The sequence below is a fragment of the Variovorax sp. PAMC26660 genome (assembly GCF_014302995.1).
In the GTDB taxonomy this organism is placed as follows: Bacteria; Pseudomonadota; Gammaproteobacteria; order Burkholderiales; family Burkholderiaceae_C; genus Variovorax.
Genome location: NZ_CP060295.1, coordinates 6,622,686 through 6,638,896, shown reverse-complemented (window position 1 = coordinate 6,638,896; position 16,211 = coordinate 6,622,686). Strand labels below are relative to the sequence as shown.

The following is a 16,211-nucleotide window of genomic DNA, read 5'->3' as shown; positions in this document are numbered from 1 at the left end:
TCAGCTCCCGCGCTTGTTGAATTTCGGATCGAGCGCGTCGCGCAGGCCGTCGCCGAGCATGTTCACGGCCAGCACCGTGAGCGCGAGGAAGGCGCCGGGCAGCAGCACGGTCGACGGATGCGAAGTGAAATACGCGCGGCCTTCGGACATGATGTTTCCCCAGGTCGGCACGTCGGAGGGCAGGCCGATGCCCAGGAACGACATGACCGCCTCCGCCAGCATCGCCGCAGCGCAGACAAAGGTGCCTTGAACAATCAGCGGCGCCACCGTGTTGGGAAGGATGTGGCGCAGCATCAGCTTCCAGGCGGGTGTGTCCAGTGCAATGGCCGCCTCGACATACGGCTCTTCGCGAACCGACAGCACGACCGAGCGCACCAGCCGCGCAACACGCGGTGTTTCGGGAACGACGATGGCCAGGATCACCGTCCACAGGCTGGGCCGCCAGACCGCGACGAGCACGATGGCGAAGAGGATGCCGGGGATGGCCATCATCCCGTCCATCACCCGCATGATCACGCCGTCGAAGCGGCGAAAGTAGCCCGCGACCATGCCCACCAGCATCCCGAGCGCGATCGAGCCCAGCGCCACCGCCACGCCGACCGACAGCGAAATGCGCGCACCGTAGGCCGTGCGGCTCCAGATGTCGCGGCCCATGCTGTCCGTGCCCATCGGGAAGAAACGCTCGAAGCTGTCACCGGCCAGCGTCGTGAATTCGGCATGCGCGCCCGGCGACAGGTGCGAGTTGGCCGGGTCCATGGCGTTGGGGTTGATGGTGTAGAGCCACGGGGCCGCGACCGCCAGCACCACCATCAGGCACAGGAGCACGCTGCCCAAACGCACGGCGCTGTTCGAGAAGACGCGACGCAGCAGCGAGGGCTTGCGATGGCGGCGCGTTGCCGCTGTCGTGTCCACCGGCAGGGAAATCGAAGTCATGGAAAAGGTCTCCGAAAAAAAATGGCCGTGCGCGTCAGTAGCGGATACGCGGATCGAGCAGCAGGTAGCTCAGGTCTACCAGCAGGTTGACGACGACGTAGACGAGCGAGAAGAAAAGGGTGATGCCCTGGATGAGCGGGTAGTCGCGCGAGAGCACCGCGTCCACCGTCAGTTGGCCCAGCCCCGGTATGGCGTAGATGGTTTCGGTCACCACCACGCCACCGATGAGGCCGGCCACGCTCAGGCCGATGATGGTGGCGATCGGCACGGCCGCATTGGCGAGCGCATGGCGCGTCAACATGCGCCACTCCGGAATGCCCTTGGCGCGCGCGGTGCGCACATAGTCTTCGGTCAGTGCTTCGGACACCGCTGCACGGGTCACCCGCGCGATCAGTGCCGCATACATCACGGCCAGCGTGACGCAGGGCAGCACCAGGTTGCGCAGCCACGGGCCGACGCCTGCGGCAATGCGGTTGTAGCCCTGCGACGGCAACCAGCCCAGCTGCATGGAGAACAGCCAGATCATCAGGTAGCCCGCCACGAACACCGGCACGGAAAAGCCGAGGACCGATGCGCTCATGATGAAGCGGTCGAGCCCGCCGCCGCGTCGCGAGGCCGCCAGCACGCCCAGCGGCACGGCGATCAGCACGGTGAGCACGACAGTCACTGCGGCCACAGACAGCGTGGGCTCCAGCCGCTGCCCGATCAGGTCGGTCACGCTCATCTTGTAGAAAAAGGAGTAGCCCAGATCGCCGCGCAGCACATGACCCAGCCATCCGAAGAACTGGCTGACGATCGGCGCGTCCAGCCCGAGCTGTGCGCGAATGCGCTCGATGTCCTGCACGCTGGCCGCGTCGCCCGCGATGGCCGCTGCCGGATCGCCGGGCGTCATGCGCAGCAGCAGGAAGACGATGACGGCCACGATCAGGAGCACGGGCACGGTGGCCAGGCCGCGTCGCAACAGAAAGTTGAGCATGTGAGAAGGTCTCGTTCGAGCGGTTGAACTGCCGGCGCGGGCAAAGGAAATCCCCGACCGGTTGCAACGGGTGCAACCGGCCCAACGCCTCGGTGAAAGAGGTGAGGGGGCTCGCCTACTTCTTGCGCACGTTCCAGTACAGAACGGCGGGCGATGGCAGCAGTCCGCTCACCACGCCACGGCGCACGGCGGTGGGCGCCTTGCCTTCACCCAGCGGGGCGATCACGCCGCCTTCGAGCACGCGAAGCTGGATCTGCGTTGCGATGTCCTTGCGCTGCGCGATGTCGGCGGTTTCGATGAAGCGCGACTTCAGCTTTTCGAGCTCGGGATCGACCGGCCAGCCGAAGTAGCCCTGGTCGCCATTGCCGGTCAGCGGGCTGTAGGTGATCGGGCTGCTGGCATCCACGCCACCCCAGAACGTGATGAAGGCGTTCCAGCCGCCGTTTTCCGGCAGGTCTTTCTTGGTGCGGCGCGTCACGAGCGTGGCCCAGTCGGTGGTCTGCACGTCCACGTTGAATCCCACCTGCTTGAGCAACTGTCCGTAGATGGCGGGCAGCTTGTTCAGCGCCGGTGCATCGCCCGGCAGCAGGATGACCACGGGCTTGCCGTCATAGCCCGATTCCTTCAGCAGCTTCCTGGCTTCCTCGAACTGCGGCTTGCCGGTGAAGAAGCCCGTCTTGTCGCTCGCATACATCGAGCCGCACAGGTAGATGGACGTGCACGGCTTGTAGAAGTCGCGGTAGGTCGCCTGGGCGCGCAGCATGGCTTCCTGGTTGATGGCGAGCATGGCGGCCTTCAACGCTTTCGGGTTGTTGAAAGGCGCGACCTTGTGGTTGTAGATCACCGTGAAAGGGCCCGCGGGCATCACGTCCACCAGCTCGATCTTCGGGTTGGTGCGCATGTCGGCGAAACCGGAAGAAGGCACGGTCTCGACCATGTCGACCTCGCCGTTGAGCAAGGCATTCACCTGCGTCTGCGGGTCGCGAAGCAGCACCCATTCCACGCGGTCCACGTTCACCACCTTGCCGCCCGCAAGACCCGAAGGGGCCTCCTTGCGTGGCACGTAGGCGGCGTTCTTGCGGTAGATCACGCGGTCGCCGGGGCGAAAGTCTTCCTTGGCGAGCGTGAAGGGGCCGGAGCCGATCATTTCGTCGATCTGCTTGTCGGCGGGCGTGTCGGCCACGCGCTTGGGCATGATGAACGGCACCAGCGGATTGGGCTTGCCCAGCGCGTCGAGCACCACGCCGAAGGGCTGCTTGAACTTCATGCGGAAGGTGTTGGGACCTTCCGCCGCGATGCTGTCCATGACCTCGTACATCTTCTGGCCGAGCGTGTCGCGCTTGGCCCAGCGAGCGAGCGAGGCGATCACGTCCTGCGAGCTGACGGGCGCGCCGTCATGGAACTTCAAGCCCGGGCGCAGCGTGAAGGTCCAGACCTTGTTGTCGGGGCTGGCGGTGTACTTGTCCACCATCTGCGGCTTGATCACACCCTTTTCGTCCATGCCGAAAAGGGTGTCGTAGATCATGAAGCCGTGGTTGCGCGTGATGTTGGCCGTGGTCCAGATCGGGTCGAGGATCTTCAGGTCCGACGAGGGCACGGTGCGCAGCACGGTGTCCGCAGAGGCCGCGGCACAGAGCGTCAGCGCCAGCGCCGACAGGGAGACCGCGAACGCGCGGCGCAGGGAGCGTGAATTTGCCATGAAGCCTTACTTCTTTCGAGGGGTGTCAGAGGGAGGTGGCGTGGAGGAGTCCGAAGATTTGCTTTCGCGCAGTTGGGCCAGCAGGAACTCGAAGATGTCGCGCGAACCGGCTTCCGCGTCGATGATCTTTTGGAGGATGCGGCTCAGGGTGCCGACCTCGGCCGCGCTGAGGCAGTCGAGAAAGCGGGCTTCCATCTCTCGCCCGATGGGCTCGGCCTGCAGCACGAGGTCGATGCCGGCCTGGGTCAGGCACAGGTGGATCTGGCGGGCGTCCTCGTTGCCGATCTGGCGCTGCACCAACTCGCGTTGCACCAGCGAAGCCACGAGCTTGGAGACCAGCGTTTTTTCGATGGCGCAGGTCTGCACCAGTTGGCCCATCGTGATGCCGGGTGCGCCGCCGATCATCCGCAGCAGCCGCACGTCGCGGATCGACAGGCCGAGTTCGATCTCGTACACGCGCGAGCCGCGATCCCGCGTCCGCGAGGAAGCAAGGTCGAGCAGAACGTTGATGTAGTCAGTCTTGAGTTGGAGCGGTGCGTGCATGGCCAGATGGAAGAAATTTTCAATAGTTGAAATGTTCAACTATCTTGCGAAGCTACGCAAGCTCTGGGCCAGACGACGAGGGAAATCCCCTACGAAGGGCGCTGCCCTGGGGAAAGTTCTCTGTAGCGGGATGAATAGTGGCCTCGCCGAACGACGAGGCGATCACCGAGCCGGTGCGATGCGTGCACCAGGAGGCGGGTTCGCGCACCGAAGACCGGCGCGCCGGCACCCGCTCAGGACATGGCGGCCAGCGCGCCCATCACACCGCGTTCTTCGAGCAGGCCGAGGTGATGCGCCACCGCGGACACGAAGCGCGGCTCGCCTCCCAGTTCGCCGAAGACCGGTGCAAAGCCGGTGAAGAAGGCGACGCGTTCCTGCACTGAAGCGGCGGTGCCGGCTTGCGCCAGGCGTGCCGAGAGTGCGATGGCCAGCGGGTCCTGTATCTCGTGGACCGCGCCGGTCTCGTCGACGCCGCGCAGGTAGTGGACCCACGCGGCCACCGCCAGCGCGAGCCGGTCGATCGACAGGCCTGCCGCGAGTCGGTCACGCACGGTGCCCAGCAACCGTTGCGGCAGCTTCTGCGAGCCGTCCATGGCGATCTGCTTTGTCTGGTGTTGCAACGCCGGGTTCGAGAAGCGCTGCAGCAGCCGCGCGCGATACGCGTCCAGGTCTATGCCTTGCATCGCGGGCAGTGTGGGCGCGATCTCCTCGCGCATCAGGGCATCAATGAAATGGCGCAGCGCCGGCTCGTTCATCGCACGATCGACTGTGCGCAGCCCAGCCATCGCGCCCAGATACGCCAGTGCCGAATGGCTGCCGTTGACCATGCGCAGCTTCAGCCGCTCGAAGGGCTCGGCGTGATCGACGAAGCGGGCACCGCCCGCCGTCCAGTCGGGGCGGCCACTGGCGAAGCGGTCTTCCACGACCCATTCCAGAAAGGGCTCGCCGATCACGGGCCAGGCGTCGTCCACGCCCAGGCGCGCCGAGATGCGCGTGCGGTCGTCGTCGGTGGTGCGCGGCACGATGCGGTCGACCATCGAATTGGGGAAAGTGCAGTGCGTGTCGATCCAGTCGCGCAGTTCGCCATCGACCTCCTGCGCGAAGGCCAGCACGATGCCGCGCATCGTGTCGCCGTTGGCGGGCAGGTTGTCGCAGGACAGCAGCGTGACCGGCTCCAGCCCACGCCGGCGGCGCAGGTTCAGCGCGTGCACGACGAAGCCGGGCATGGTGCGCGGTGCTTCGGGATGCGCGATGTCATGCGCGATGCCTGGATCGTCCAGCCGCAGCGCGCCGGTGGCCGGGTCGTGGTGGTAGCCCTTCTCGGTGATCGTGAGGCTCACGATGCGCGCGTCCGGATGGGCGATGCGTTCGAGCACCGCCTGCGGATCTTCCGGCGCCACCAGCACGTCGAGCAGGTTGCCCACGACCTGCAGCGCTTCGCGCGGGCTGCCGTCGTCGGCCGCATCGCGCAGCGCCAGCGTGTAGAGCCCGCTTTGCGGGCGCAGTGCGTCGCGGGTGTCGGCGGCGCGCAGCGACACGCCCACCGTGCCCCAGCGCAGGTCACCGCTCGCGTGCAGCGCCGCCTCGTTGACGACGGCGAGGTGCGCCCGATGAAAGGCGCCCACACCCAGGTGAACAATGCCGGCCCGCAGCGCCTCGCGCGGGTAGCGTGGGCGGGCAATGTCGGATGGAAGCCGGGGCAGGGCGTCGGGATGCAGGCGTGGCATGTTCGGGCTCACCAGTTCCAGAGCGTGCCGTCGTGCTGCTGCCGGTTCACCGGCAGGTAGGCGCGCTTGTACGGGTACTTGGCGGCAAGCGCCTCGTCGATCTCCACGCCGTGGCCCGGCGCTTCGCCCGGATGCAGCATGCCGTTCGCGAAGGTGTACGCATGCGGGAACACCGCGTCGGTTTCCTCGGTGTGGCGCATGTACTCCTGGATGCCGAAGTTCGGCACCCACAGGTCGAAGTGCAGGGCCGCGCCCATGCAGGCCGGCGACAGGTCGGTCGCACCGTGGCAGCCCGTGCGCACCTGGTAGAGCGAGGCCAGATCGGCAATGCGGCGCAGTTGCGTGATGCCGCCCGCGTGGACCACCGTGGTGCGGATGAAGTCGATCAGCTGGTTCTCGATCAGGTCCTTGCAGTCCCAGATGCTGTTGAAAATTTCGCCCACGGCCAGCGGCGTGGTGGTGTGCTGGCGGATCAGCTTGAAGGCATCCTGGTTCTCGGCCGGTGTCGCGTCTTCCATCCAGAACAGGTTGAAGGGCTCCAGCGATTTGCCCAGCCGCGCGGCCTCGATGGGCGTCAGGCGGTGGTGCACGTCGTGCAGCAGGTGAATGTCGGGTCCGACAGCGCTGCGCACCGCGTCGAACAGCTTGGGCGTGTGTTCGAGGTACTTGGCGGTCGACCAGTCGTGCTCGCTCGGCAGGTCGGCATCGGCCGGTTCATAGAACATGGTGCCGCGACCCACGCCGTAGACCTTCTCCAGCCCCGGCACGCCGCTTTGCGCACGGATCGCCATGTAGCCTTCTTCCTTGTAGCGCAGCACTTCTTCGACCGTGTGTTCGATGTCGCGGCCGTTGGCGTGGCCGTAGACCATCACGCCGGTTCGGCTCTTGCCGCCCAGCAACTGGTACAGCGGCATGTTCGCGGCCTTGGCCTTGATGTCCCACAGCGCGGTGTCGACGGCGGCAATCGCCGTCATCGTGACCGGGCCGCGGCGCCAGTAGGCGCCCTTGTAGAGGTACTGCCAGATGTCTTCGATCTGGTGCGCGTCGCGGCCGATCAGGCAGGGAATGACGTGCTCGGTGAGGTAGGCGACCACCGAGAGTTCGCGTCCGTTGAGGGTGGCGTCGCCGATGCCGGTGAGGCCTTCGTCGGTTTCGATCTTCAGGGTGACGAAGTTGCGACCCGGGCTGCAGACGATGACGCGGGCGTTGGTGATTTTCATGGGTTGACGTCGTTTGAAAAGAGGGTGGAGTGGCGCGCGAACGGCTCAGCCGTGCCAGCCGAGATGACCGAGGAAGTCGCGCGTGCGTTCCACGGTGGGGTTGTCGAAGATCTGCGTGGGCGGTCCCTGTTCGATGATGGCGCCGGCCTCGAACACCACCACCCAGTCGGCCACGCGCCGCGCGAAGCCCATCTCGTGGGTCACCACGATCATGGTCATGCCTTCGTGCGCCAGCTTCTGCATCACGCTGAGCACTTCGCCGACGGTCTCGGGGTCGAGCGCGGAGGTCGGCTCGTCGAACAGCATCACTTCGGGTTCCATGGCCAGCGCGCGGGCAATGGCCACGCGCTGCTGCTGGCCGCCCGACAGGTTAGCCGGGAAGTTGTCGGCCTTGGCCGCCAGCCCGACTTTTTCGAGCAGCACCATGGCGCGCGCCCTGGCATCGGCCTGGCGCATGCCCAGCACGGTGATGGGGCCCATCGCCACGTTGTCGAGCGCCGACTTGTGCGGAAACAGCTCGAAGCTCTGGAACACCATGCCCATGCGTTGGCGCACCTTGCGCACCTGCGACTCTTGCGTCGGCAGCGCCACGCCGTCGATCAGCACGCGGCCGCCATCGATGCTTTCCAGCGCGTTGGTGCAGCGAAGCAGCGTCGACTTGCCCGAGCCCGAAGGGCCGATCAGGCACATCACTTCGCCCTTGTGCACCTGCAGCGACACGCCGCGCAGCGCCACGAAGTCGCCGTACAGCTTGCGCACGTTTTCATAGACCAGCACAGGCGGCTGGCCGGCGTTCTTGCGCGCCGAGGACTCGACAGGGGTGGGGTTCATTCCTTGACTCCGTATTTGCGATGAATCCAGTCCACCAGCTTGGCCTGGGGATAGCCCATGAGCCAGTAGAGGACGGCCATGGCGGTGAGCATTTCCAGCACGCGGAAGGTCTGCGCGCGGATCTGCATGGCGGTGTAGGCCAGTTCGCTGACCGCGATGACGGAGACCAGCGAGGTGTCCTTGAACAGCGAGATCCAGGTGCTGGCAATCACCGGCAGGATGCGCCGGGCCGCCTGCGGCATCACCACCTTGAACATCGCCTGCCGGCGGGACATGCCCATGGCCAGCGCGGCTTCCATCTGGCCCTTGCGGATCGAATTGATGCCGGCGCGGAAGGTCTCGGCGTTGTAGGCCGCCACGTTCAGCACCAGCGCCACCAGCGCGGTGGTGATCGCGGAGAACTGCACGTCGAAGGCCATGGGCATCACATAGAACGCCCAGTAGATGACCAGGATCAGCGGCAGGTTGCGAAAGAACTCCACGAAGGCCAGCGAGGCCGACTGCAGCAGCCTGTTGGGCGACAGCCGCATCAGCGCCAGCGCAATGCCGCCGGGCACCGCCAGCAGCATGGTGACCACCGTCAGGCCCACCGTGAGCGCCGCGCCTTCGAGCAGCGCGGTGCGATGCGTCCAGATCACGGACCAATCGAATGTCATGTTCGCGCCACTCCTAGGAGCGCCCGAGGTGCGCGAAGCGGCGGTAGAGCCGGTCCACGCCCCGGGTCACGGGGAAAAGGATGCAGAAGTACGCCACCATCACGGCGGTGAAAACCTCCACCGGGCGGTAGCTCTGGCCGGCCACCGTCTCGGCGCGGTGCATCAGCTCCGGCACCGCGATCACGGTGGCAATGGCCGTGTCCTTGATTGCGATGGTCAGGATCGAGCCGAAGGCCGGCAGCATGCGCACGATGGCCTGCGGCAGCAGCACCTTGCGCAGGATCTGGGCGCGCGACATGCCCAGTGCCAGCGCGGCGCGCGTCTGGCCGGGGCGGATCGATTCGATGCCGGCCCGGATCACCTCGGCCGCATACGCGGCGATGTGCAGCGTGAGCGCAACCAGCGCGGCCCAGAAGGGCGGAAAGGTCACGTTCACGAGGATCGGAAAGGCGAAGTAGATCCAGATCAACACCACGAGCACCGGAATCGCGCGCATCGAGTCGATGTAGAAGACCAGCAGTGGACGCAGCCAGCGCGGACCGTACATGCGCAGCAGCGCAATCGCCAGGCCGGCCAGCAGGCTGGTGACGGCGCTCACGATGCTCAGCAGAACGGTCACGCCCAGGCCACCGGCGAAGAAGCGCCAGTTGTCCACGATGGGCGAGAAGTCGAATTCCATGAAAGCTCCGTAGTCAGAACGTGACGACCACCTTCATCGCGCGCTGCCGGTCGGCCGCGAGCGCAAAGGCGTCGTGCACACGGGCCACGGGCACCGCCTCGGTGAGCAGCGGCGACACGTCGAGCACGCCGCGGCTCAGGTAGTCGACGGCCCATGCGTACTCGTCGATGAAGCGGAAGCTGCCCACCAGCGACAGGCTCTTCACCATGATCTGGTTCAGCGGGCAGCCTTCGCTGTTGCCGCCCAGCGTGCCCACCTGCACGATCACGCCGCGCGGGCGCGTCAGCCGGATGCAGTTGGCAAGGCCGGCGTAGTTGCCCGACACCTCGAAGCTCGCGTCGACCTGGCCCTTGCCTTCGGCCAGCGCCTCCAGCGCGGCGGGGTCCTTCGCGACATTGATGGTTTGCGTCGCGCCCACGCGGGTGCATGCGGCCAGGGTCTGGTCCACGATGTCCACCGCGATCAGCCGGCTCGCGCCCGCCAGTTTTGCGGCCATGAGGATCAGCGCGCCGATGGGGCCTGCGCCCACCACCATCACTGTCTTGCCCAGCAGCGAGCCGGCTTCCTGCACCGCGTGCAGCGCCACCGCCAGCGGCTCGCCGAAGGCGGCCAGCTCGAAAGAAAGCGAGTCGGGCACCGGCAGGCACTGGTGGGCCTCGACGATGACCTGCTCGCGCATCGCGCCCTGCATGTGCGGCCACTTGCTCGCGCTGCCGAAGAAGTGCACGTTCTCGCAGTGGTTGGATGCGCCCATGCGACAGAAGCGGCAATGGCCGCAGGTGCGCGAGGGGTTGAGCGCCACGCGGTCGCCCGCGCGCACCGAGGTGACTTGCGCACCGACCTCCAGCACCTGCCCCGAGGCTTCATGCCCCGGCGTCAGCGGCGCGCGGATCAGGAAATCCCCGACGCGCCCGTGCTGGTAGTAATGCAGGTCGGAGCCGCAGATACCTACCGCCTTGACCCCCACGCGGACCTGCGTGGGCGACAGTGTTTCGGTGGGGACATCGGCCACGCGCAGGTCGCGCGCACCGTGGATTTCGCAGTTCAGCATGGTGACGGTCTCGAAAATGATGGAAAGCAGGCGAAGGACGTCCCACGGGCTGCACCGATCACGGTGGCCCGGCAGGCTGCGTCCGAAGGGCGTGTGGGGTGGGCGAGCGTCTTGCAGGCGCCCGGCCCGTCAGCTCACTTGAGGTTCTGCGTCATGCGGCGCTCTTCGGCCGAGAGCGCGGGCTGCATGCGTTGGGCGACGGCGCGCAGCCAGTCGAGGTAGACCTGCTGGTCCTTGGCCACGCCCATGCCGGCCTCGATCTCGAAGATCTTGCTGTCCTGGCAGTCGTTTTCTTTCGGGAAAGCAGCCAGGCCCTTCACCTTCTTGCTGATGTTGGGCCACAGCATGCGGTTGAGCGGCGCCACGTCGGAGCGGCCGGCCATCACTTCCTCGATCGGCGCCACCGACCCCGAGTTGGCCACGCCGCGCAGCTTGGCCTTCGGGAACTGCTGGCGCACCAGCGGTTCTTCGCCCGCGCCCGAGAAATAGGCGATGGTGACTTCGGGCTTGTTGAAGTCCTCCAGCGTCTTGGCACTGGTGAACTTGGGGTTGTCGGCACGCCCGAACATGCAGACGCCGGTGCTCGAGAAGGTCACGAAGTCGATGATCTTGGCGCGCTCGGCCGTCTGGTTCAGCGGGCCGATCATGATGTCCATCTGGTTGGCGATCAGCGCGGGCACCTTGGTCTCGTGGCTCACCGGCACCGGCACGGCCTTCACGCCGAGCAGCTTGGCGAACTCGTTGCCCAGCAACCATGACGGGCCGGCCCATCCGTCGCCGTCGCCGGTGGTGTTCTGCACCAGCCATGGTGGGTTGTTCACCACGCCGACGCGCAACACGCCGGCCTTGCGGATGGCATCGACCCGCGCGCTGGCACCCGGTGCCGGCGGTGTCTGCGCTGTCGCCGCAAAGCCTGCCGCGGCAAGGGTCGTGGCGAGCATGGCACTGCGCCATGCGCGTGCAGAGATGGAGGTGAACTTCATGGTGATGAACTGCTTCCTGAATGGGCTGTGGGGGACCGTACTCACTTCAAACCGCCGACGATGCGGGCTTCATCGGCATCGAGGCGCGTCTTCTGCGCGTGTGCGACCTGGCGCAGCCAGTCCAGGTACGCCGGCTGGTTCTTGTCGACGGCAAGCCCGACGGGCGAAGCCTTCTCGGTGCTCGACTGGCAGTTGTTGTCCTTCGGCAGCACGGCCAGTCCCTTGACCTTCTGCTGCAGGCCGACCCATGGCACGCGATTGATGGGAGCGGCATCGGCGCGGCGTGCCATGATTTCCTCGATCGGCGCGGTGGCGCCCGAGCTGGCGACGGCGCGCAGCTTTGCCTTCGGAAAGCGTTCCTTGACCCAGCCTTCCTCGGCACCGCCAGTGAAGTAGGCGATGGTCACGTCGGGGCGGTTGAGGTCTTCCACGCTGTTCGCCTTGCCCAGCTTCGCGTTGTCGGCACGCCCGAACATGCACACGCTGGTGGCGGAGTAGATGACGAAGTCGACCACCTTGAGCCGTTCCGGCGTTTCACCCAGTGGGCTGATGGTCATGTCGACCTGGTTGGCCGCGAGCACCGGTACCTTGGTCTCGTGCGAGACCGGCACTGTGCGCAGCTTCACGCCAAGCTGCCGCGCATATTCGTTCGCCAGCAGCCAGGCCGGGCCGCTCCAGGGCTCGCCGGTGCCGGTGGTGTTTTCCAGCAGCCAGGGCGCGTTCTGCAGCACGCCCACGCGCAGTTCGCCGGCCTTGCGTATCGCGTCGATGCGCGGGCTGGCGCCGGGCGCGGGTTGCGCGAACAGGCTGGTGACGGTGGCCGCCGCGAGCAATGCAGCGGCCGCGCACCGGGCGGCGGTGCGCCCCCTTGAGAGGGAAAAAATCATCTTCTTGTCTCCAATGTTCGAATCCGGAACGGCGCGCGGTGGCGCCGTTCGTTCGTTGTCTCTGTCAGCGCCAGGCTTGCGCGAACTCGCTGATCACGCGCTCGATGTGCCCGCGCATCGCCTTGCGGGCCGCGTCCGCATCGCGCTCCAGCAGCGCGGTGAACACGCGCTGGTGATCGTCCTGCGAGGCGTTGCGCAGGGCGGGCGTGTGAAAGTGCGCCTCCATCTGCGACCAGATCGGCGCCTTGGTGTGGTCCCACACCGCCGTCACCATCTGCAGCAGCACGCTGTTGCCGGTGGACTCGGCAATGCGCAGGTGAAACAGCCGGTCGGCCGCTTCGTTGGCGACCTTGTCGTGCATGTTCTCGCGCATCTCGACCAGGGCCGAATAGATGCGGTCGAGGTCGCTGTCCTTGCGGCTTTCGGCGGCGACCGCGGCGATCTCGGCTTCGATCAGGCAGCGCGCGCGCAGCAGCTCGAAGGGGCCGGGGCCGGGCGAGAGGGTGTAGGCGGACGCGGGGGCCATCGCGGCGCCGGCGGCCGGCGCGCAGATGTAGATGCCGGAGCCGCCACGCACCTCGACCGCGCCCTGGATTTCCAGAACGATGATCGCCTCGCGCACCAGCGTGCGGCTGACGGTGAAGCGCTCGGCCAGGGCCCGCTCGGACGGAAGGCGGTCGCCCACCTTGAATTCGCCCTCGTTGATGAGGCTGGCGATGCTGGCTGCGAGCTTCTGGTAGGAGCGGTCGGAGTCCGGCTCGGCAGAAGGCAGGCGGGGGAGTTCGTGGATGGTCGCCATGATTGGTGAGCCAGTTTAAAAGTGGTTCACCAATTATTGACTCGTGGTTTACCAGTAGGGCGATTTGCTCTGGATGGCAGGCACAGGCTGGCGCCGCGCCGGCATGCGGCGTGGAAATTCAGGAGGGCGTGGGAGCGGTGGCCAGCCTCGGCTGGCGAGGCAAGCCGTCAGGTCGGCGACTGCGCCAGGATGCGCTCGAGCTGCGCAATGTCGAGCGGCTTTTGCAGGTGATGGTCGAACAGCCCTTCGGCCGATTGGCCACCCGTGTCCTGCGCCGAAAACCCCGAGATCGCGATCAGCAACTTGGGAGCGCCTTCGGCCGCGCTGGCCCGCAGGCGCCGTGCCACTTCGGTGCCCGGAAAGTCGGGCAGCGTGAGGTCGATCAGCGCGGCATCGAAGCGCTCGGCGGCTGCCGCATCCAGCGCCTGTTGCGCGGTGTAGGTGCAGCGCGCCGTGTGGTCCTGCAGGGTCAGCAGTTCCTGCAGCAGGTCGGCCGCGGCTTCGTTGTCGTCGACGATCAGCACGTTCACAGAGTGTTTTCTTTCCGGTTAATTCTCGAAGGGGACAGTATCGCGGGCCGTGGCCCGCCGTGCGGTAGGAGTGGGCCTACGTTCAGGTCTTTGCCGGCTGCAGCGGCAGGTCGACCACGAAGCGTGAGCCCTGGCCCGGCGCGCTGTCCACGCCGATGTGGCCGCCATGCAGGTCCACGATCTTGCGCGTGATGTAGAGCCCCAGGCCCAGGCCGGCCGCGTGCTTGCGGCTGTCGTCGGTGCGCTCGAACTGCTCGAAGATGCGCTCGTGGTCTTCGGGCGCGATGCCGATGCCCTGGTCGCGCACGCTCACGTGCGCCGAGCCATCGACCTGCTGCTGCACCACCATCTCGACCGGCTTGCCACCGCCGTAGCGCAGCGCGTTGGTCAGCAGGTTGGTCAGCACCTGTTCGATGCGGAACTCGTCCCACACGCCGCGCAATTCATGCGGCGCTTGCAGCGTGATGACGCAGCCTGCGGCCTCGGCCTGCTGGTGCAGGTTATCGACCACCGCGCGCGCCAGCACCGCCAGGTCCACCGGCTTGGTCTGTATCGACAGCGCATCGCGCCGCATGCGCGTCACGTCGAGCATGTCGTCGATCAGCCGCACCATGTTGCGGATCTGCCGCTGGTCGCGCTCGATCATCGCGGGCAGCCGGTCCGCCGCGAAGATCGCCAGGTTGCCCTTCGACAGATGAAGCTGCCGCAATTGCGCTTCCAGGTAGAGCGTGTTGAGCGGCGTGCGCAGTTCGTGCGACACCATCGACATGAAGTCGTCGCGCATGCGCACCGCGCGCTCCAGCTCGCGCTGCGTGTGCTGCAGTTGCTGCACCAGTTCTTCCTGCTTGCGGTGGGCGGCTGCAAGCGACTCCATCTCGTGCCGCAGCGCCTTGCGGTGCTGGTACAGGTCGACGAACACGTTCACCTTGCTCACCACCGCATGCGGGTCGAGCGGCTTGTGCAGGAAGTCGACCGCGCCGCTCTCATAGCCCTGGAAGGCGTAGTTCAACTCGCGCCCGGCGGCGCTCACGAAGATGATGGGAATGTGCCGCGTGCGCTCGGTGCCGCGCATCAGCTCGGCCAGCTCGAAGCCGTTCATGCCGGGCATCTGCACGTCGACGATGGCCAGCGCGAATTCATGCTCCAGCAGCAGCGTGAGCGCGGCTTCCGCCGACAGGGCGCGGTACACGGTGCGCCCCGGCGCGCGGATCAGCGCTTCGAGCGCCAGCAGGTTTTCCGGCAGGTCATCGACGATCAGCAGCTTGCTTTCGATGTCAATGTTCATGGGCGGCCTCGAGTTGAAGAAGCAGGGTGCGCAGCTCGCGCAGGGGGAGCACGTAATCGGGAGCGTGGCGCGCAATGGCGGCTTGGGGCATGGTGGGAATCAGTGCTTCTTTCGGTTCCTGGACGGCGGTAAGCCCGCCGGCCAGATGGATGCGGCGCAAACCTTCGGCACCGTCGTCGTTGGCGCCCGTCAGCAAGAAGCCGGCGAGCGCGGGGCCGTAGGCATCGGCGGCGGAGGCCATCAACACGTCGATCGACGGCCGCGAGAACAGCACCGGCGGCTCGCAACTGAGCGAGAAGCTGCGCTCGCGCTCGATCGACAGGTGATAGCCCGGTGGCGCGAAATACAGGCTGCCGCTGGCCAGCGGCATCTTGTCGTTGGCTTCGTGCACCGGAATCGGCAGCCGCTGCGCGAAGATTTCCGCGAGGTGGCTTTCATGGTCTTCGGGCAGGTGCAACACCACCGCCATCGGGATGTGCCAGGTGGCGGGCAACTCGTGAAGCAGCACGGTCAGCGCATCGATGCCGCCAGCGGAAGCGCCGAGCACCACGGCGTCCACGCGCTTGCGCAGGAAGGAGCGAAGCTGTCTTCTCATGCGAGCTTGCGGTAGATGCGTTCGGCGCGCGCATGCGTATCGAAACGCTCCGCGTAGCCCGAGAAGTCGATGCTTTCCTTCGAGCCCAGGCCAAGGAAGCCGCGGTGCGACAGCGATTCGTGGAACAGCCCGAGCGCCCGGTCCTGCAACTCGCGGTTGAAGTAGATCAGCACGTTGCGGCACGACACCAGTTGGGTTTCAGCGAATACGCTGTCGGTGGCCAGGCTGTGGTCGGCAAAGATCACGTCGGCGCACAGCGAGGGGTCGAAGCGCGCGGCATCGTAGGCGGCGGTGTAGTAGTCGGAGAACTCGCCGCGCCCGCCCGCGCGCTGGTAGTTGACTGTGTAGCCGCGAATGGCTTCGAGCGGAAAGATGCCTTGCCGCGCCTTCTCCAGCGAGGCCGGGTTGATGTCGGTGGCATAGATCTGCGTGCGTGCGAGCAGGCCTTCTTCGCGCAGCAGGATGGCGAGCGAGAACACTTCCTCGCCGGTGCTGCAGCCCGCCACCCACACCTTGACCGACGGGTAGGTGTGCAGGATCGGCACCACATGCTGGCGCAGCGCCAGAAAGTACGACGGGTCGCGGAACATCTCGCTCACCGGAATCGTCAGGAACTGCAGCAGCCGCCCGAACAGCGCCGGCTCGCGCAGCACCCGCTCCTGCAGCGCCGAGATGCTCGGCAGCCCGAGCTGGTCGAGCGCATGCAGCACGCGGCGCTTCTGCGAGGCCACTGTGTAGTTGCGAAAGTCGTAGCTGTACTTCAGGTAGATCGCCTCCATCAGCAGGCGCAGCTCGATCTCCGTGTCGCTCAGCGGAT

17 protein-coding genes are annotated in these 16,211 nt (G+C 66.4%); all 17 read right to left on the bottom strand.

The annotated features are described in order from the left end of the window. Positions 1-933, bottom strand: coding sequence for an ABC transporter permease (locus tag H7F35_RS31155; protein WP_187110353.1), 933 nt, complete (start codon positions 931-933; stop codon positions 1-3). A gap of 34 nt (positions 934-967) precedes the next feature. Beyond that, complete coding sequence (locus tag H7F35_RS31150; RefSeq protein WP_187110352.1) at positions 968-1,909, bottom strand: ABC transporter permease; 942 nt, start codon at positions 1,907-1,909, stop codon at positions 968-970. A gap of 115 nt (positions 1,910-2,024) precedes the next feature. Further along, on the bottom strand, positions 2,025-3,608 hold the full coding sequence (locus H7F35_RS31145) for an ABC transporter substrate-binding protein (RefSeq protein ID WP_187110351.1): 1,584 nt from the start codon (positions 3,606-3,608) through the stop codon (positions 2,025-2,027). Between the two features lie 6 nt (positions 3,609-3,614). After that, the gene (locus H7F35_RS31140) at positions 3,615-4,151 is read right to left on the bottom strand and encodes a MarR family winged helix-turn-helix transcriptional regulator (protein ID WP_187110350.1); all 537 of its coding nucleotides are present in this window, start codon (positions 4,149-4,151) and stop codon (positions 3,615-3,617) included. A gap of 233 nt (positions 4,152-4,384) precedes the next feature. Further along, the gene (locus H7F35_RS31135; protein WP_187110349.1) at positions 4,385-5,878 is read right to left on the bottom strand and encodes a mannitol dehydrogenase family protein; all 1,494 of its coding nucleotides are present in this window, start codon (positions 5,876-5,878) and stop codon (positions 4,385-4,387) included. 8 nt (positions 5,879-5,886) lie between these two features. Beyond that, on the bottom strand, positions 5,887-7,098 hold the full coding sequence (manD, locus tag H7F35_RS31130) for a D-mannonate dehydratase ManD (protein WP_187110348.1): 1,212 nt from the start codon (positions 7,096-7,098) through the stop codon (positions 5,887-5,889). A gap of 45 nt (positions 7,099-7,143) precedes the next feature. Further along, complete coding sequence (locus H7F35_RS31125) at positions 7,144-7,929, bottom strand: amino acid ABC transporter ATP-binding protein (protein WP_315970464.1); 786 nt, start codon at positions 7,927-7,929, stop codon at positions 7,144-7,146. Continuing rightward, positions 7,926-8,585: an amino acid ABC transporter permease gene (locus H7F35_RS31120; protein WP_187110347.1), complete on the bottom strand. Its 660-nt coding sequence runs from the start codon at positions 8,583-8,585 to the stop codon at positions 7,926-7,928. The genes H7F35_RS31125 and H7F35_RS31120 overlap by 4 nt, the downstream gene beginning before the upstream one ends. Before the next feature lie 13 nt (positions 8,586-8,598). Beyond that, complete coding sequence (locus H7F35_RS31115) at positions 8,599-9,264, bottom strand: amino acid ABC transporter permease (RefSeq protein ID WP_187110346.1); 666 nt, start codon at positions 9,262-9,264, stop codon at positions 8,599-8,601. Positions 9,265-9,277: 13 nt separating this feature from the next. Next, positions 9,278-10,315, bottom strand: a complete 1,038-nt coding sequence (locus H7F35_RS31110; protein ID WP_187110345.1) for an L-idonate 5-dehydrogenase — start codon at positions 10,313-10,315, stop codon at positions 9,278-9,280. A gap of 134 nt (positions 10,316-10,449) precedes the next feature. Then, on the bottom strand, positions 10,450-11,298 hold the full coding sequence (locus H7F35_RS31105; protein WP_187110344.1) for a transporter substrate-binding domain-containing protein: 849 nt from the start codon (positions 11,296-11,298) through the stop codon (positions 10,450-10,452). Between the two features lie 41 nt (positions 11,299-11,339). Next, positions 11,340-12,185 (bottom strand): substrate-binding periplasmic protein, encoded by an 846-nt coding sequence (locus H7F35_RS31100; protein WP_187110343.1) that lies wholly within the window; start codon positions 12,183-12,185, stop codon positions 11,340-11,342. Positions 12,186-12,249: 64 nt separating this feature from the next. Next, entirely contained in the window at positions 12,250-12,984 is a 735-nt protein-coding gene (locus tag H7F35_RS31095) for a FadR/GntR family transcriptional regulator (protein WP_187110342.1), read from the bottom strand. Positions 12,985-13,151: 167 nt separating this feature from the next. After that, positions 13,152-13,514 carry a response regulator gene (locus H7F35_RS31090; protein ID WP_187110341.1) on the bottom strand — a complete coding sequence of 121 codons (363 nt, stop codon included), beginning with the start codon at positions 13,512-13,514 and terminating at the stop codon, positions 13,152-13,154. Between the two features lie 82 nt (positions 13,515-13,596). After that, the gene (locus H7F35_RS31085; RefSeq protein ID WP_187110340.1) at positions 13,597-14,799 is read right to left on the bottom strand and encodes a hybrid sensor histidine kinase/response regulator; all 1,203 of its coding nucleotides are present in this window, start codon (positions 14,797-14,799) and stop codon (positions 13,597-13,599) included. Continuing rightward, positions 14,789-15,394, bottom strand: a complete 606-nt coding sequence (locus H7F35_RS31080; RefSeq protein ID WP_187110339.1) for a chemotaxis protein CheB — start codon at positions 15,392-15,394, stop codon at positions 14,789-14,791. Before H7F35_RS31080 ends, H7F35_RS31085 begins: the two co-directional genes overlap by 11 nt. Further along, the gene (locus H7F35_RS31075; protein ID WP_187114475.1) at positions 15,391-16,173 is read right to left on the bottom strand and encodes a CheR family methyltransferase; all 783 of its coding nucleotides are present in this window, start codon (positions 16,171-16,173) and stop codon (positions 15,391-15,393) included. The genes H7F35_RS31080 and H7F35_RS31075 overlap by 4 nt, the downstream gene beginning before the upstream one ends. Positions 16,174-16,211: the final 38 nt, after the last annotated feature.

Coding starts and splice junctions, on each gene's coding strand:
- H7F35_RS31155 (WP_187110353.1), bottom strand. CDS start 933: ATGACTTCGATTTCCCTGCCGGTGGACACGACAGCGGCAACGCGCCGC.
- H7F35_RS31150 (WP_187110352.1), bottom strand. CDS start 1,909: ATGCTCAACTTTCTGTTGCGACGCGGCCTGGCCACCGTGCCCGTGCTC.
- H7F35_RS31145 (WP_187110351.1), bottom strand. CDS start 3,608: ATGGCAAATTCACGCTCCCTGCGCCGCGCGTTCGCGGTCTCCCTGTCG.
- H7F35_RS31140 (WP_187110350.1), bottom strand. CDS start 4,151: ATGCACGCACCGCTCCAACTCAAGACTGACTACATCAACGTTCTGCTC.
- H7F35_RS31135 (WP_187110349.1), bottom strand. CDS start 5,878: ATGCCACGCCTGCATCCCGACGCCCTGCCCCGGCTTCCATCCGACATT.
- manD (WP_187110348.1), bottom strand. CDS start 7,098: ATGAAAATCACCAACGCCCGCGTCATCGTCTGCAGCCCGGGTCGCAAC.
- H7F35_RS31125 (WP_315970464.1), bottom strand. CDS start 7,929: ATGAACCCCACCCCTGTCGAGTCCTCGGCGCGCAAGAACGCCGGCCAG.
- H7F35_RS31120 (WP_187110347.1), bottom strand. CDS start 8,585: ATGACATTCGATTGGTCCGTGATCTGGACGCATCGCACCGCGCTGCTC.
- H7F35_RS31115 (WP_187110346.1), bottom strand. CDS start 9,264: ATGGAATTCGACTTCTCGCCCATCGTGGACAACTGGCGCTTCTTCGCC.
- H7F35_RS31110 (WP_187110345.1), bottom strand. CDS start 10,315: ATGCTGAACTGCGAAATCCACGGTGCGCGCGACCTGCGCGTGGCCGAT.
- H7F35_RS31105 (WP_187110344.1), bottom strand. CDS start 11,298: ATGAAGTTCACCTCCATCTCTGCACGCGCATGGCGCAGTGCCATGCTC.
- H7F35_RS31100 (WP_187110343.1), bottom strand. CDS start 12,185: ATGATTTTTTCCCTCTCAAGGGGGCGCACCGCCGCCCGGTGCGCGGCC.
- H7F35_RS31095 (WP_187110342.1), bottom strand. CDS start 12,984: ATGGCGACCATCCACGAACTCCCCCGCCTGCCTTCTGCCGAGCCGGAC.
- H7F35_RS31085 (WP_187110340.1), bottom strand. CDS start 14,799: ATGAACATTGACATCGAAAGCAAGCTGCTGATCGTCGATGACCTGCCG.
- H7F35_RS31080 (WP_187110339.1), bottom strand. CDS start 15,394: ATGAGAAGACAGCTTCGCTCCTTCCTGCGCAAGCGCGTGGACGCCGTG.
- H7F35_RS31075 (WP_187114475.1), bottom strand. CDS start 16,173: ATGGAGGCGATCTACCTGAAGTACAGCTACGACTTTCGCAACTACACA.